This window comes from Solwaraspora sp. WMMA2059 (assembly GCF_027497315.1).
GTDB lineage: Bacteria > Actinomycetota > Actinomycetes > Mycobacteriales > Micromonosporaceae > Micromonospora_E.
Genome location: NZ_CP114908.1, coordinates 4965419 through 4980859, shown reverse-complemented (window position 1 = coordinate 4980859; position 15441 = coordinate 4965419). Strand labels below are relative to the sequence as shown.

The following is a 15441-nucleotide window of genomic DNA, read 5'->3' as shown; positions in this document are numbered from 1 at the left end:
CCGATCGTTCAGATCGTTTCAGGAGGTCACGCGTGGACATCGTGGTGAAAGGCCGCAACGTAGAGGTCCCCGACCACTACCGAGCCCATGTAGCCGAGAAGTTGGCCAAGGTCGAACGGTACGACCACAAGCTGATGCGCGTCGACGTCGAGTTGTTTCACGAGCGCAATCCCCGTCAGTCGGACCACTGCCAGCGGGTCGAACTCACCTGTGTCTCGCGCGGGCCGGTGATCCGGGCGGAAGCGTGCGCCAAGGATTTCTACCGCGCCCTCGACGCCGCCATCAGCAAGCTGGACACCCGGCTGCGCCGCGCCGCCGACCGGCGCCGGGTGCACCGCGGCCGGCACGCGCCGGTTTCGGTGGCCGAGGCGACCTCCGGGCTGCCGACCGCCGGACTGAACGGCTTCGCCCCGTTACCGCCGTCCCAGCCGACCGAGGAGCCGGCGGCATCGGTCGCGGTACTCGACCGCACCGCGCAGGATTTCACCGACGATGGGTACGACGACGTTGTCGACGAGTACGACGACCAGCCCTGGCATATCGTCCGGGAGAAGGAACACCCGGGCGATCCGATGACGGTCGACGACGCCTTGTTCCAGATGGAACTGGTCGGGCACGACTTCTATCTGTTCCTGGACAAGGAGTCAGGCCGGCCGAGCGTGGTCTACCGCCGCAAAGGCTACGACTACGGTGTCATCGCGCTGGCTGAACCGACCGTCACCGCCTGATCGACCACCATTTCGGCAATTCGTGGTCGGCCGGTCGGATACCGTTGCCCATCGCCGCCAAACGGGCGGTCGTCGATGGTATCCGACCGGCCGGCGCGGCTCACGCTTCGTCGAGGTCGGCCGGTAGCAGCGAGTACTGGACGCTGTCGTGGCGGCTGGCGTCCGCGCCGGGCAACTGGGCCCGGTTCCGCCCTTCGCGCTGAAATCCGGCCCGCTCCAGCACCCGCTGGGACGCGACGTTGCTGGGCAGCGCACCGGCGGCCAACCGGGCGACGGCCGTACTCGCGAAGATCCACCGGGCGAGCAGCCGTACCGCCCGAGCGGTGTAGCCGCGCCCGCGCCACTGGGGCAGCAGCGAATAGCCGATCATCGCCTCGCCGAGTTCCGGACTCAGATAGGCGAGCCCGATCCGCCCGGCCGGCGTACCGCTGGCCGCGTCGCAGACGACCACGTCGATCCGCTGGCCGGCCAGCCACCTGCCCGGTGCCTTGGCGCACTGCGCCTCGATCAGGGCGCGGGTCGGCACCACCGGTGGGACCGAAGTCGCGGCGACGTCGGGCAGCGACTCCAGGTGGTACGCGAAGTCGACGTCGGCCGGGCCGAGCGGGCGCAGCCGGACCACCCCGTCCGTCAACCCGTCGCCGGGCAGGTCCGGCAGGGTGCGTGGGGTCGGGCCCGGTGGGTCGCCGGCCAGCCGGGTCCAGACCACCAGGTCCTCCCGGTCGGCGGTCGGCCCTCGGCCGGGCTGGCTGGCGGCGCCCCGGCGTACCCCCTCGAAGCTGAACCCGGCGGCCAGCGCCACCCGCTGGCTGACCGCGTTGGCGGCGTCGGTGAGCAGTTCGACCCGACCGAACCCGGAGCGCACCGCATGGCCGGTGGCGGCGATGGTGGCGGCGGTGGCTGCCCCCTTGCCCCGGGCCCGGGGTGTGATCCAGTAGCCGACCTCGATCTGGGCCCGCTCGGGTACCGCCCGGCTGAGCCCGACGCAGCCGAGCAGTTCGTCGCTGCCCGGGTCGGCGATCGCCCAGGCCGCGCCGCCGCCGGCCCAGGCGGCGGTGGACCCCTTGGTGATCCAGCGCAGTGCATCGACGACCGTGTATGGCCGGGGCAGGTCGGGGATGAACCGCTGGGTGATCGGATCGCCGCAGGCCTCGGCGACCGCAGGGGCGTCGTCGGGCAGAAACATCCGAAGCCGGACGCCGCCCTCGGTGAGTTCGACGGGTTCCACCGGCCCATCCTGACGCAGCTTTCGCGCAGGGCATAACGCATATGCTGCACGCACCCCGCCGGCATGGTCCGTTATGTCGGAATATCCGGTGCTGGATGCGGGCTGCGACTGCCGCCGTACCGATAGATGCGCCTACGATGGTGAGGCACACCGTCTAGGGGAGCGTTGATCCGTGTCGATTCTTGAGAAGGTCCTCCGCGCCGGCGAGGGCCGCATGTTGCGTCGGCTCAAGGCGGTCGCCACGGCCGTCAACTCGATCGAGGACGACTACGTCGACCTCACCGACGCGGAGCTGCGGGAGCTGACCGACCAGTACCGCCAGCGGTACGCCGACGGCGAGTCCCTCGACGACCTGCTTCCGGAGGCGTTCGCCACCGCCCGGGAAGCCGCCGCCCGGGTGCTCGGCCAGCGGCACTACGACGTGCAGATCATGGGCGGCGCGGCGCTGCACTTCGGCAACATCGCCGAGATGAAGACCGGTGAGGGCAAGACGCTCACCTCGGTACTGCCGGCGTACCTCAACGCGTTGTCCGGTAAAGGTGTGCACATCGTAACCGTCAACGACTACCTGGCCGAGCGGGACGCCGCCTGGATGGGCCGGGTGCACGAGTTCCTCGGGCTCACCGTCGGCGTGATCCTGCCCAACCGGCCCTCGGCCGACCACCGGGCCGCGTACCAGGCGGACATCACCTACGGCACCAACAACGAGTTCGGCTTCGACTACCTGCGCGACAACATGGCCTGGTCAAAGGACGACCTGGTGCAGCGCGGGCACAACTTCGCCATCGTCGACGAGGTCGACTCGATCCTGATCGACGAGGCGCGGACACCGCTGATCATCTCCGGCCCGGCCGAGCATTCCGCCCGCTGGTACGGCGAGTTCGCCGCCGTGGTCAAGCGGATGCAGGCCGGCAAGGACGGCGAGGGCGACTACGAGATCGACTACGCCAAGCGCACCGTCGCGGTGACCGAGCGGGGCGTCGCCAAGGTCGAGGACCGGCTGGGCATCGACAACCTGTACGAGTCGGTGAACACCCCGTTGGTCGGCTATCTGAACAACGCCATCAAGGCGAAGGAGCTCTACAAGCGGGACAAGGACTACATCGTCAACGACGGCGAGGTCCTGATCGTCGACGAGTTCACCGGCCGCATCCTGCACGGCCGCCGCTACAACGAGGGCATGCACCAGGCGATCGAGGCCAAGGAAGGCGTCGAGATCAAGCAGGAGAACCAGACCCTCGCCACCATCACCCTGCAGAACTACTTCCGGCTCTACGGCAAGCTGGCCGGGATGACCGGTACGGCGCAGACCGAGGCCGGCGAGTTCAACAAGGTCTACGACGTCGGCGTGGTGACCATCCCGACCCACCGGGAAATGGTCCGGATGGACCGGGCGGACGTCATCTACAAGACGGAGAAGGCCAAGTTCAACGCCGCCGTCGAGGACATCGCCGAGCGGCACGCGGTGGGCCAGCCGGTGCTGGTCGGCACGGTGTCGGTGGAGAATTCGGAGATCCTCTCCCAGCTGCTGCGTCGCCGGGGCATCCCGCACGCGGTGCTCAACGCGAAGTTCCACGCCAAGGAAGCCGAGATCATCGCGCAGGCCGGCCGTAAGGGCGCGGTCACCGTGGCGACCAACATGGCCGGCCGCGGCACGGACATCCTGCTCGGCGGCAACCCGGACTACCTCGCCGCGGCCCAGCTGCGCCAGCGTGGGCTCGACCCGGTCGAGCACGCCGAGGAGTACGCCAAGGCGCTGGAAGACATCATGCCGCAGGTCAAGCAGGCCTGCGCCGCCGAGGCCGAGGAGGTCTCCGCGGTCGGCGGTCTCTACGTGCTCGGTACCGAGCGGCACGAGTCCCGCCGGATCGACAACCAGCTGCGCGGTCGCTCCGGCCGGCAGGGCGACCCGGGTGAGTCCCGGTTCTACCTGTCGCTGCAGGACGAGCTGATGCGGCGGTTCCGGGCCGGGGCGGTCGAAGCGGTGATGGAGCGCTTCAACATCCCCGAGGACGTGCCGATCGAGTCCAAGATGGTGACCCGGCAGATCAAGAACGCCCAGGCGCAGATCGAGGGCCAGAACGCCGAGACCCGCAAGAACGTCCTCAAGTACGACGAGGTGCTCAACAAGCAGCGTCAGGTGATCTACGCCGAGCGGCTGCGGGTGCTCAACGGCGAAGACCTGCACGACCAGGTCACCAAGATGATCGACGACGTGGTCGGTGCGTACGTCGACGGGGCTACGGTCGAGGGCTATGCCGAGGACTGGGACTTCGACCAGCTCTGGTCCAGCCTCAAGCAGCTCTACCCGGTGGGGATCACCGTCGACGAGCTGATCGAGGAGGCCGGCGGCGAACGCAGCGCGGTGGACGCCGACTTCCTCCGGGTGCAGGTGCTGGACGACGCCCACGCGGCGTACCAGCGCCGCGAGGAGGAGCTCGGCACCGACGCGTTGCGGCAGCTGGAGCGGATGGTCCTGCTGCAGGTGATCGACCGCAAGTGGCGTGAGCACCTCTACGAGATGGACTACCTCAAGGAAGGCATCAGCCTGCGGGCCTACGCCCAGCGTGACCCGCTGGTCGAGTACCAGCGCGAGGGCTACGCGATGTTCGCCACCATGATGGACGGCATCAAGGAGGAGACGGTCGGCTTCCTGTTCAACGTCGAGGTGCAGGTACAGCAGCCGGGCGCTCCGGCTGACGGTGCCGGCGCACCGGCGGGGGAGCGGCCCGGCCCGCGGATTCCGGTGCCCGACGGTGGCGCCGGAGTCCAGGTGAGCGCCAAGGGCCTCGGCGCGGCACCGCGCCCGCAGGGTCTGCAGTACGTCTCGCCCACCATCGACGGGGCGGCCGGTGCCGACGGCGGGGTGCAGGTGCAGCAGGCGCCGGCGTTGGGCGTCGGTGGCCCGCCGGCCGGGCGTCCGGGCCAGGGCGGCCAGGGCCGTCCACCCGCCGCCAGCCGACCGGCGGCCGGTCCGCCGGTGCCGGCGGCGGCTGGCCGTCGAGCCACGCCCGGCCAGGCCGTCAGCAGCAACGGGCCGTCGCGCAACGCGCCCTGCCCGTGCGGGTCCGGCAAGAAGTACAAGCGCTGCCACGGCGCTCCCGGGGCCTGATCCCCGGCGAGTGTGCCCGGTCACACGACGTCGACTGTGACGGTCAACCAGCCGGTGGGCCGGCGCTCCAGCCGGAAGGCGAGCGCCCAGCTGCGCTCGGTGGTGCCGAGCACCGCGACGGCCTCCGCGACGCCGCTGGCCGGCTCGCAGACCCGCAGTTGACGGACCCGGAGCAGCTCGGCCGTGCGCCGCTTACCCCGGGTGACCGGCGTTGGCTGCGGCGATGCCGGCCCGCGTCGGACCCGGCCCGGGTCGTCCGGTCTCCGGGCCCGGTCGACGGCGGCGGCCAGCTGCGCGCCGACCGCGAGCGCCTGCGCCGGGTCGGCGAGCCGGCGGATGTGACCGGCCGGGCGGAACCCGTTGATGATCTCCAGGCTCGCGGCCAGAAACCGGTGCGCGGCCCGCCGGGCCTCCGGTGACGCACCGGCGAGCGCATCCGGCGCCAGCCCGCGCCGGCCGTCGGCCGGTGGGCCGGCGGTGGTCGCCGACCGATCGGTGACCACGGCGCCGGGTGTCGCCTGGGCCAGGTCGAGCGCCAGCTGTACACCGGGATGGGGGCCGGGACGCAGGTCGAACTGAGCCGGCTCGTCGGTGAACGGCGGGTCCAGCGGCGGGGCGGGCCGCAGTCGGACGGGGGGACGTCGGATCCGGGTCGCGACAGTCATCCGAGCTCCTGTTGATCTTGCGTTTGCCTTCGTTTGCCTTCGGCAGACCGATTTGAAGCCAGCATGACACCGTCCGTCAACGTCTGTCGATGACGGTGTTCGGACAACCAGTAGTCGCCGGACTACTCCGGCTCGCGCTCGATCAGCGGGTTGCTCTGCACCCACTGCGCCGTCTCGGCGTACTTGCGCTGGATGTACTCCTCCAGCTGGGCGCGTTCCACCCGCCACTGTCCGCGGCCGCCGATCTTGATCGCGGGCAACTCGCCACTGCGAACCATGTGATAGACCTGCGAGTCGGATACGTTGAGTTCGGCGGCGACGTCGGACAACTGCAGGAACCTCGGCTCCACGGTGACTCCCGGCTCGTCTACGTCGGTCGGTTCAGTGTGCCACCGTGGCCCCGGTGGCCCGCTCGGCGGCGTACATTGCATCAGCGACGACATCTGTGGGGGGCGAGCGTGTCCAACAACCTGCTCCGGGTCTACGTCCCGGCCACCCTGCCGGCGCTCGCCGGGCTCCGCGGCACCGGCCAACTGGCTTCCGACGTCGCGCACACCGTGACCCCCGCGCTGCGGGAGTGGTACGTCGAGGGTGACGAAGAAGAGTTGGAGTACGTCGCGTTCACCCGCGCCGCCCAGGAGTCACTGCGCCACCTGCGCGACGATCCGGCCGCCCCGCGACGGCGGGTGGTGATCGCCGTCGACCTGCCGGCGGACGCGTTGAAACGGTCCGTCGCCGAGCTTGGCTCCAGCACCGTGACGCTGGCCGGCCCGATCGCCTTCGCCTCGGTCGCCGCGGTGCACGTCGACGGCGACGAGGCGGTCGACGACGTGTCGGCGGCGGTGGACGCCGTGTCGCAGGCCGCCGCCGGCGACCCCGACGCCCAGTTCGTCGTGGACGGTGCCGAGGACCACGAACTGGAGTGGTACGACGTGTCCGAGCTGGATACGCTGCTGTGACCGGGCCGGCTCGCCCGGCTCAGCCCATGTGCGGGTAGCGGTGGCCGACCGGCGGCACGAACGTCTCCTTGATCGTGCGCGGCGACGTCCAGCGCAGCAGGTTGTGCTTCGACCCGGCCTTGTCGTTGGTGCCGCTGCCCCGGGCGCCGCCGAACGGCTGCTGCCCGACGACCGCACCGGTCGGCTTGTCGTTGACGTAGAAGTTGCCGGCCGCGTACCGCAGCATGGCGCCGGCTCGGTCGATCACCCGCCGGTCGGTCGCGAACACCGACCCGGTCAACGCGTACGGAGCGATCTCCTCGGCCTGGGCCACCACGTCCCAGAACTGGTCGTCGTCGTAGACCGACACCGCCAGGATCGGGCCGAAGTACTCGGTGCTGAACACCTCGTGCCCGGGATCGGTGCAGGTCAACAGGGTGGGCCGGACGAACCAGCCGACGCTGTCGTCGACCGTGCCACCGGCCAGCACCTGACACGACGGGTCGTTGCGGACCCGGTCCAGCACGGCCGCGTGCCGGGCGAACGCCCGGTCGTCGATGACCGCGCCGCCGAAGTTGGTGAAGTCGGCCACGTCGCCGTAGGGCAGTGACTCGACCGTCGCGACCAGTCGGTCCCGCAGCCCGGCCGTCCACAGCGACTTCGGCAGGTACGCCCGGGACGCCGCCGAGCACTTCTGCCCCTGGTACTCGTACGCGCCCCGGACCAGGGCGGTGTGCAGCGCCGCCGGGTCGGCGCTGGAATGCGCCACGATGAAGTCCTTGCCGCCGGTCTCACCGACCAGCCGAGGGTACGAACGGTACCGGCCGATGTTCTCCCCGACGGTCCGCCACAGCTGCTGGAACACCCGAGTGGAGCCGGTGAAGTGGATTCCGGCCAGATCCCGGTCGGCCAGCGTCACCTCGGACACCGCCAGCCCGTCCCCGGTGACCAGATTGATCACCCCCGGCGGCAGCCCGGCGGCCTCGAACAGCCGCATGGTGAAGTGGGCGGCGAACTGCTGCGTCGGCGACGGCTTCCAGACCACCGTGTTGCCCATCAACGCCGGCGCGGACGGCAGGTTGCCGGCGATCGCGGTGAAGTTGAACGGGGTGACCGCGTAGACGAAGCCCTCCAACGGGCGGTGGTCGAACCGGTTCCACACCCCCGGCGCGGACCAGGGCTGCTCGGCCAGCACCTGATGACCGAAGTGCACGTTGAACCGTAGGAAGTCGATCAGCTCGCAGGCCGAGTCGATCTCCGCCTGGTAGGCGGTCTTGGACTGACCGAGCATCGTGGCCGCGTTCACCGTGTCCCGCCACGGGCCGGCCAGCAGGTCGGCGGCGCGCAGGAAGACCGCGGCCCGTTCGGCGTACGGCAGGTTGCGCCAGCCCGGCGCCGCCTGCTTGGCCGCTGCCACCGCGGCCTCGGCGTCGGCCGGCTCGGCGTTGCCGGTGACCCCGAGGACGTGCCGGCGCCGGTGCGGCATCACCACCTCGATCGGCGCGCCCGCCGCCATCCGCTGCCGGCCGCCGATCGTCATCGGCAGTTCGATCCGGTCGGCTGACAACTCGGCGAGCCGGCGGCTCAGGTCGGCCCGCTCGGCACTGCCCGGCGCGTAGTCGCGGATCGGTTCGTTGCGGGGGTCGGGGGTGGCGGAAACGGCGTCCATCACAGGCTCCTGGCGTGATCTCGACAACGTCGGCGAAAGACGGACCCGTCGGGGCACCCGGTGGGGCGGCCACGGCGACGCGGTCCGGGTCCCATCGTCGCACGCCCAGCTGACCCGCACGCCGATCCGCGTACCCTGGTCGGCACCGGGCGACAGCGCGTCCGACGACCAGGAGGGCACCAGCGATGAGCAGCCAACCCGCAGCCGCCTCCGATGCCGAGGTGGGCCCGGACGGCTCGGACGCCGCGATGGTCCCGCACGACGGCCCGGACGGCTCGGTCGGCGCGGCGGTCCTGCTCGGTTGGCTCAGCCTCGCCTGGTTGACCCTGCTGATCGTCTCCGTGCTGAGTACCCTGGGGTCGTCCACCGACGGGGTGCTCGCGGTGACCGAGACCGCGTACGGGCTCCCGGCGGTGATCTTCGCGGCGCTGATCGCCGGAGCGGGTGTCGGACAGGCGGTCCGCCGGCTGGCGCACCGGTGGCTGGGCGCGGCGGCGGTGCCGAGACTGTTTGTCGCCCTCGGCTGCGGAGCGTCGACCGGCGTCGGTGCCGCCGCCGCTGTCGTGTTCGGCGACGGCCGGGGCGGGTCGGCCGTCGAGATCCTCGGCTGGGCGCTGTTCGCCGGCGCCACGGTCGGTGGTGCGTTGACGGGTCTGCACCGTCGTGCCGGCCTGCTGACGGCGGCGGCCGCCGCCGGCGCGCTGGCGGTCGCCGGCACGACGACCGCCCGGGAACTTGCCAAGGGGCCGCTGCTGGAGCTGTTCGGAGCCGCCGACACCGCCGGATCCGTGCTGGCCGCGCAGTCCCGACTGGTCTGGGTCACCGCCCTGCTGGCCGGTGCCCTCGCCGGGCTGGTGATCTTCGGCTACCTGCACCGGGCGGTACGCCGGTCCGGCCGGTCGCTGCCCTGGCCTGGATACCTGGTCGCCGGGGCCGGTCCCGGCCTGCTGTTGGTGATCGCCGAGGTGGTCACCCGGGTCGGCGGTGCCCAACTGCTCGATCTGGCCCGGTCGTTCAGCGAAAGCGACCAGGCCTTCCAGACCATGGCCGACGGGGCCCGAATCAACTCGGCGTTGATCGTCCTGTTCACCGCGGCGTTCACCGCGTTGATCTGCCTCGGCCGGACGTTGCCCGGCCAGCCGGCTGCGGAGCCGGCTGCGGGTTCCGAGCCGGCCGGGGATTCCGAGCCGGCGGTGGGCTCGGCGGGCATCCGCTGACGTACCTGGTCGGACAACTTTCCGTCACAGTGACGCGGATCCCTCCCAGGTTCGTGCCAAGCGTCAGTTCGGCGACCGTCGCTCCTCGGCCGCACACCTACCGTCGAGCGAGTGGACGGGCAGGACAGCACGCGACAGGCGCTCGATGGGCGGTACCGGCTGGGGGCAGAGTTCTCCCGTGGGGCGGTCGGCGCGGTGCACCGCGGGCACGATCTGCATGACGACGTGCCGGTGGCGGTGAAGGTGCTCCGGTCGGAGGCCGCCGAGCATCCCGATTTGGTGGAGGGCTTCCACACCGAGGCCGCTCTGCTGTCCCGGCTGAACCATCCGAACGTGATCCGGCTCCGGGCCCGGACCGCCGTGGGCGACCTGCCCGCCCTGGTTCTGGACCTGGTCGACGGCGACGACCTGCGCCACCGGGTCCGCCGGGACGGTCCGCTGCCACCGGCTGTCGCGGTCGCCGTCGCCGCGCAGGTCGCCACTGCTCTGTCGTACCTGCACGAACGTGACATCGCGCACGGCGACGTCAAACCGGCGAACCTGCTGGCACCGGCGGACGGGGGCCGGGTGCGGCTGATCGACTTCGGCGCCGCCCGGGCCGGGCATGCGGCGGCTCCGGATCAGGCCACCCTGGCCACCCCTGAGTACGCCGCGCCGGAGATCGCCTGTGGCGGTCCGCCGACCTGGTCGTCGGACGTCTATGCGCTCGGCATCGTGCTGTTCGAGTTGCTGTGCGGCCGTACGCCGTACCGGGGCGGGAGCGCCGACGAGGTCCTCGCCCGGCACCGGCGGTGTGCGCCCGTACCACCGGCGGGGCTGCCACCGGCGGTGTGGCCGGTGATCGAGCAGTGCCTGGCAGCGCGACCGGCGGACCGGCCGACCGCCCGGTCGCTCGTCGCCCGGTTACGTGGTCTGGAGCCGGCGCTCGACGGCTGGCCGGCGTTGCCGGCGTTGCCGGCGGATACGGTCACCTGGTGGCCCCGCGACGTTCCGGCCACCGCTGGGGCTGCGGTGGGAGCGCGGCCCCGACGCCGGGCACTGCAGTTCGGCGTGTTGGCCGGTGCGGGGCTCGCGTTGTCGGCGGTGGTGGCGGGTCTCACCCTGGCGGCCGGGCAGGGGACCGGTCCGCAGCCGGGTCGGCTCAGCGGGCCGATCGGCCCGGTCGGCGCGTCGGTTCCGCCGGCTGCGAAGTCATCGCCGGTGTCGGTGTCCCCGGGGGAACCGGAGGGTGGGGCGTCGTCGGGAAGCTCGGTTGGTCCCACCGGCCAGGTAGGTTCGAGCGGGATGGCTGGGTCTGGTGTGGCCATCGGGACGCCGCACCCGTCCGACTCGGGACAGCCACCAGGCTTTACGGAGGATATGCCCGGTGAGCTGGGGCTCCGGATCGGGGACCCGGTGCCACAGTGGCCGATGTCCGGGGTGGCCGGACCGGACACTCCGAACTAGTCAGACGAAGTAGACTTCATGCTTCAAACTTCGCTAATGATTCCTACACGCGGGCATGTTGCTGCGGGTAACATATTCTTTGTCCGTTTTGCTGCCTGATGGTAAATATTGATCTTCCTTACCGGACCGTCGTCCACAGACAGTGCACTATAGAACACGGTTGGTCGCGGATCGCGCCAAATCCTGGACGTAGAGGCGACAAAGTGGCAGCGTAGAGGGCATGGCGGATGTACGAATCAATCCCACGGCGGCAGCCCTTCTCGGCCTGCTCCATGAAGGACCCATGACAGGCGGGCAGCTGATGGCTGAAGCTGACCGTCGACTCGGCGCTTACTGGTCGATGACCAGAAGTCAGGTGTACCGGGAGCTACCGGTGCTCGCCGAGCAGGGCCTGGTCCGGCTCGGCAAGCCCGGGCCGCGGTCCAGCCAGCCGTACGCGATCACCGCGGCCGGCAAGCGCGCGTTCCTCAAGTGGTTGGCCGACGCCCCGGGTCGCGACTCGGTGCGTAACCCGATCGCGTTGCGGGTGGCGTTCGGCGAACACCACACGGCCGACCAGCTCAAGACGGTCTACGCGGACGCGAGCGAGCATCACACCGAGGCGTTGGCCGCGGCCCGCGAGCAGGCACGCGAGGCGAAGAAGAACGGCGACACCTTCGGGGCCGCCGCGCTCGAGTTCGCCGTCGCCTACCACAAGGCCGCACTCTCCTGGCTGAAGACCGCACCGGTGGGCTGACCACCGGCGCCGGTCGTCGGTGGTCACGACGTATTGTTGTCGGTTGTGACCACTGCCGACTATGCCGACCAGCTCAAAGATCTTGACGCCACGCTTCGCCGGATCGAGGCGGTCATCGACATCGATCGACTGCGCCGCGACCGGGCGGAGCTGGAGGAGGCTGCCTCTGCCCCCGACCTCTGGAACGACCAGGCGAGGGCACAGCAGGTCACCTCTCGGCTGTCGTACGCGAACGCGGAGATCGCCAAGCTGGAGTCGTTGCGCACCCGGCTGGACGACGCGGCCTTGCTGCTGGAGATGGCGCAGGCGGAGGAGGACGCCGGCACGGTCGCTGAAGTCGGCACCGAGCTGGCCGGGTTGCACAAGGCGATCGAGGAGTTGGAGGTGCGCACGCTGCTCTCCGGGGAGTACGACTCCCGGGAGGCGCTGGTGGCGATCCGGGCCGGGGCCGGCGGTGTCGACGCCGCCGACTTCGCCGAGATGCTGCTGCGCATGTACCTGCGGTGGGCGGAGCGGCACGGCTACCCCACCGAGGTTTACGAGACGTCGTACGCGGAGGAGGCCGGTCTCAAGTCGGCCACCTTCACGGTCAAGGCGCCGTATGCGTTCGGCACTCTGAGTGTTGAGTCCGGAACGCACCGTTTGGTGCGGATCAGCCCATTCGACAACCAGGGCCGGCGGCAGACCAGCTTCGCCGGCGTCGAGGTGCTGCCGGTGGTCGAGCAGACCGATCACATCGACATCCCGGAGAACGAGATCCGGGTGGACGTCTACCGGTCGTCGGGGCCGGGCGGGCAGAGCGTGAACACCACCGACTCGGCCGTACGGCTCACCCACACCCCCACCGGCATCGTGGTCACCTGTCAGAACGAGAAGTCCCAGCTGCAGAACAAGGCCGCCGCGCTGCGCGTGCTGCAGGCCCGGCTGCTGGAGCGCAAGCGACAGGAGGAGCAGGCCAAGATGGCCGGGCTCAAGACCGACGCCGCCGGCTCGTGGGGCGACCAGATGCGGTCGTACGTGCTGCACCCATACCAGATGGTGAAGGATCTACGGACCGAGCAGGAGACCGGCAACCCGACCGCGGTGCTCGACGGTGACCTGGACGCCTTCATCGAGGCTGGCATCCGCTGGCGCAAGCAACAGGAACTTGCCGAGGACTGATACCGGTAGCAGTCGTCTAACTACTATTCGTCCTCAAGTCTCATGTACGGCCTGTGACTGAGCCCATCATTTCGGGTGGTGTCGGTCCGGTCCGGACGGCTGATTTCCTGGGTTTCGCGGGGATTTGCTGGTACGAAACCTCGCGCATTACCGACATAGGAGACATCCGCCATCAGGCTGGACTTGGCGTAGCCGTTACACCGCGTAGACTCACCACCCGTGATTGCGCTCGAGCAAGTGACGAAGACGTACCCGAAGGCGTCCCGGCCCTCGCTGGACAACGTGTCGGTCGCGATCGAGAAGGGCGAGTTCGTCTTCTTCATCGGTCCGTCCGGCTCCGGCAAGTCCACGATCATCAAGCTGCTGCTGCACGAGGTGACCCCCAACCAGGGCAAGGTCATCGTCAACAGCAAGGACGTCACGACCATGCGCTCCTGGAAGATCCCCAACTTCCGGCGCTCCATCGGTTGCGTGTTCCAGGACTTCCGGCTGCTGCCCAACCGCACCGCGTACGAGAACGTCGCCTTCGCCCTCGAGGTGATCGGCAAGACCAAGGCGGTCGCCCGGCGGGTCGTCCCTGAGGTGCTGGAGCTGGTCGGCCTGGGCGGCAAGGAGCACCGCTACCCGCACGAACTTTCCGGTGGTGAGCAGCAGCGCGTCGCGGTGGCCCGGGCGTTCGTCAACCGGCCGCTGGTGCTGCTCGCCGACGAGCCGACCGGAAACCTCGACCCGGACACCTCGATCGAGATCATGCGGCTGCTGGACCGGATCAACCGCACCGGTACCACGGTCGTGATGGTCACCCACGACTCGAACATCGTCAACCAGATGCGGCGTCGGGTCATCGAAATCGAGGCCGGCCGGATCGTCCGCGACCAGGCTCGCGGCGTCTACGGCTAACCAGCCACCACGGCTCCACCGGGGCCTGTGTCGGCCGGCACCGGCACGTGGCGGCCTGGTACCACCATCCAGCGGCAGATCCGGAAGAGGAACCCGATGCGCGCGAAATACGTCCTGTCCGAGGTGATGGTCGGGCTGTGGCGCAACGTGACGATGACCGTCGCCATGATCATCACCATGGCGGTGTCGCTCACCATGCTGGGCGCGAGTGGTCTGATGTACCTGCAGGTCAACTCGATGAAGGACTTCTACTACGACCAGATCGAGGTCTCGATCTTCCTGGTGTCCGACGTCTCCGAGGAGCAACGCGACAGTCTGCAGAGCTCGCTCGACGCCGACCCGTTGATCTCCAACGTGACGTACGAGTCCAAGGAAGAGGCGTACAACCGCTTCCAGACGCTCTACGCCGACGCTCCGGATCTGGTCAACGCGGTCGAGCCGGACCAACTGCCCGAGTCGTTCCGGATCAAGTTGATCGATCCGGAGGAGTACCAGGCGATCTTCGACAAGTACAACGGCACCGAGGGCATCGACGAGATCGTCGACCAGCGCAGACTGCTCGACAAGATCTTCAACATCCTCGGCTCGGTGCAGAGCATGGCGCTGATCGCCGCGTCGATCATGGCCGTGGCGGCGTTGCTGCTGGTCGGCAACACGATCCAGGTCGCGGCGTACAGCAAGCGGCGCGAGGTCGCCGTGATGCGACTGGTCGGCGCCTCCAACTGGTTCATCCAGGCCCCGTTCGTACTCGAAGCCGTCGTCGCCGGCCTGTTCGGCTCGCTGCTCGGCTTCGGTGCCCTGGTGCTGGGCAAGATGTTCCTGCTCGACGGCTCGCTGCGCGACCTCACCGAGCTGCTGACCCCCATCGAGTGGAGCAGCGTACTGCTGATGTTCCCGGTGATGGCCGGCGTCGGCGGCCTGGTCAGCGCGATCACCGCCTGGGTGACGCTGCGCTTCTACCTGCGGGTCTGACGCCCCTACCTGCGGGTTCGACCTCGACCCGATCCGATTCCACCTGCCGCCGCGCGCCGGTTGGTCACCGGAAAGCTGGTACCGGCCGGCGCGTCGTCGCGGGGTAACATGGCGCGGTTGTCCGTCGGCGCCGCGTCTGCGCAGCGGCGCCCGGGTCCGGAGAGGAGGCAGCCATGCCGCGGGAGAAAGGGCGCAAGGTCGTCGCCTCGAACCGCAAGGCTCGGCACGACTACGCCATCACCGACGTGTACGAGGCCGGCATGGCGCTGACCGGCACCGAGGTCAAGTCGCTGCGCTCCGGCCGGGCCTCACTGGTGGACGCCTTCGCCCAGGAACGGCAGGGCGAGATCTTCCTGTACGGCATGCACATCCCGGAGTACGACCAGGGCACCTGGACCAACCATGAGCCCCGCCGGACCCGCAAGCTGCTGCTGCACCGCACCGAGATCGACCGGCTGCTCGGCAAGCTGCGGGAGGGCGGGCTGACCCTGGTCCCGCTCTCGGTCTACTTCTCCGACGGCTGGGCCAAGGTCGAGCTGGCACTCGCCCGGGGCAAGAAGTCCTACGACAAGCGGCAGGACCTGGCCAAGCGGGACGCCGACCGGGAGATCCAGCGGGCGGTCGGCCGGCGTGGCAAGGGGATGGGCTGACCGAGCAGCACCTTCTGTC

Annotated in this window: 14 protein-coding genes; 10 read left to right on the top strand and 4 right to left on the bottom strand. The window is 69.8% G+C overall.

Annotated elements, in window-relative coordinates; genetic code table 11:
- The first annotated feature begins 32 nt into the window (after positions 1 to 32).
- Positions 33 to 728, top strand: coding sequence for a ribosome-associated translation inhibitor RaiA (gene raiA / locus O7553_RS22735; RefSeq protein WP_281555705.1), 696 nt, complete (start codon positions 33 to 35; stop codon positions 726 to 728).
- 100 nt (positions 729 to 828) lie between these two features.
- Here raiA and O7553_RS22730 read toward each other — a convergent pair whose 3' ends face one another.
- Positions 829 to 1956, bottom strand: a complete 1128-nt coding sequence (locus O7553_RS22730) for a GNAT family N-acetyltransferase (RefSeq protein ID WP_281551699.1) — start codon at positions 1954 to 1956, stop codon at positions 829 to 831.
- Between the two features lie 172 nt (positions 1957 to 2128).
- Here O7553_RS22730 and secA point away from each other — a divergent pair, with 172 nt between their 5' ends.
- Positions 2129 to 5068 (top strand): preprotein translocase subunit SecA, encoded by a 2940-nt coding sequence (gene secA / locus O7553_RS22725; protein ID WP_281551698.1) that lies wholly within the window; start codon positions 2129 to 2131, stop codon positions 5066 to 5068.
- Positions 5069 to 5088: 20 nt separating this feature from the next.
- On the opposite strand, the gene O7553_RS22720 is transcribed toward secA, so the two are convergent.
- Positions 5089 to 5733 (bottom strand): Rv3235 family protein, encoded by a 645-nt coding sequence (locus O7553_RS22720; protein ID WP_281551697.1) that lies wholly within the window; start codon positions 5731 to 5733, stop codon positions 5089 to 5091.
- A gap of 122 nt (positions 5734 to 5855) precedes the next feature.
- A complete protein-coding gene (locus O7553_RS22715) occupies positions 5856 to 6083 on the bottom strand; it encodes a helix-turn-helix domain-containing protein (RefSeq protein ID WP_281551696.1) in 228 nt (75 codons plus the stop codon).
- Between the two features lie 108 nt (positions 6084 to 6191).
- Here O7553_RS22715 and O7553_RS22710 point away from each other — a divergent pair, with 108 nt between their 5' ends.
- Positions 6192 to 6692 carry a hypothetical protein gene (locus O7553_RS22710; RefSeq protein WP_281551695.1) on the top strand — a complete coding sequence of 167 codons (501 nt, stop codon included), beginning with the start codon at positions 6192 to 6194 and terminating at the stop codon, positions 6690 to 6692.
- A gap of 19 nt (positions 6693 to 6711) precedes the next feature.
- Here O7553_RS22710 and pruA read toward each other — a convergent pair whose 3' ends face one another.
- Positions 6712 to 8340 carry an L-glutamate gamma-semialdehyde dehydrogenase gene (pruA, locus tag O7553_RS22705; protein ID WP_281551694.1) on the bottom strand — a complete coding sequence of 543 codons (1629 nt, stop codon included), beginning with the start codon at positions 8338 to 8340 and terminating at the stop codon, positions 6712 to 6714.
- A 185-nt stretch (positions 8341 to 8525) separates the two neighbouring features.
- Here pruA and O7553_RS22700 point away from each other — a divergent pair, with 185 nt between their 5' ends.
- From O7553_RS22700 to smpB, 7 genes are all read left to right on the top strand, one after another.
- Positions 8526 to 9557: a hypothetical protein gene (locus O7553_RS22700; RefSeq protein ID WP_281551693.1), complete on the top strand. Its 1032-nt coding sequence runs from the start codon at positions 8526 to 8528 to the stop codon at positions 9555 to 9557.
- 111 nt (positions 9558 to 9668) lie between these two features.
- Entirely contained in the window at positions 9669 to 11003 is a 1335-nt protein-coding gene (locus O7553_RS22695) for a serine/threonine-protein kinase (protein ID WP_281551692.1), read from the top strand.
- A 220-nt stretch (positions 11004 to 11223) separates the two neighbouring features.
- Entirely contained in the window at positions 11224 to 11739 is a 516-nt protein-coding gene (locus O7553_RS22690) for a PadR family transcriptional regulator (protein ID WP_123603708.1), read from the top strand.
- 45 nt (positions 11740 to 11784) lie between these two features.
- Positions 11785 to 12900, top strand: coding sequence for a peptide chain release factor 2 (prfB, locus tag O7553_RS22685; protein WP_281551691.1), 1116 nt, complete (start codon positions 11785 to 11787; stop codon positions 12898 to 12900).
- Positions 12901 to 13119: 219 nt separating this feature from the next.
- The gene (ftsE, locus tag O7553_RS22680) at positions 13120 to 13800 is read left to right on the top strand and encodes a cell division ATP-binding protein FtsE (protein ID WP_123603706.1); all 681 of its coding nucleotides are present in this window, start codon (positions 13120 to 13122) and stop codon (positions 13798 to 13800) included.
- Between the two features lie 96 nt (positions 13801 to 13896).
- Positions 13897 to 14772, top strand: a complete 876-nt coding sequence (ftsX, locus tag O7553_RS22675) for a permease-like cell division protein FtsX (protein WP_281551690.1) — start codon at positions 13897 to 13899, stop codon at positions 14770 to 14772.
- Positions 14773 to 14945: 173 nt separating this feature from the next.
- Positions 14946 to 15422 carry an SsrA-binding protein SmpB gene (gene smpB / locus O7553_RS22670; protein ID WP_123603705.1) on the top strand — a complete coding sequence of 159 codons (477 nt, stop codon included), beginning with the start codon at positions 14946 to 14948 and terminating at the stop codon, positions 15420 to 15422.
- Positions 15423 to 15441 lie beyond the last annotated feature (19 nt).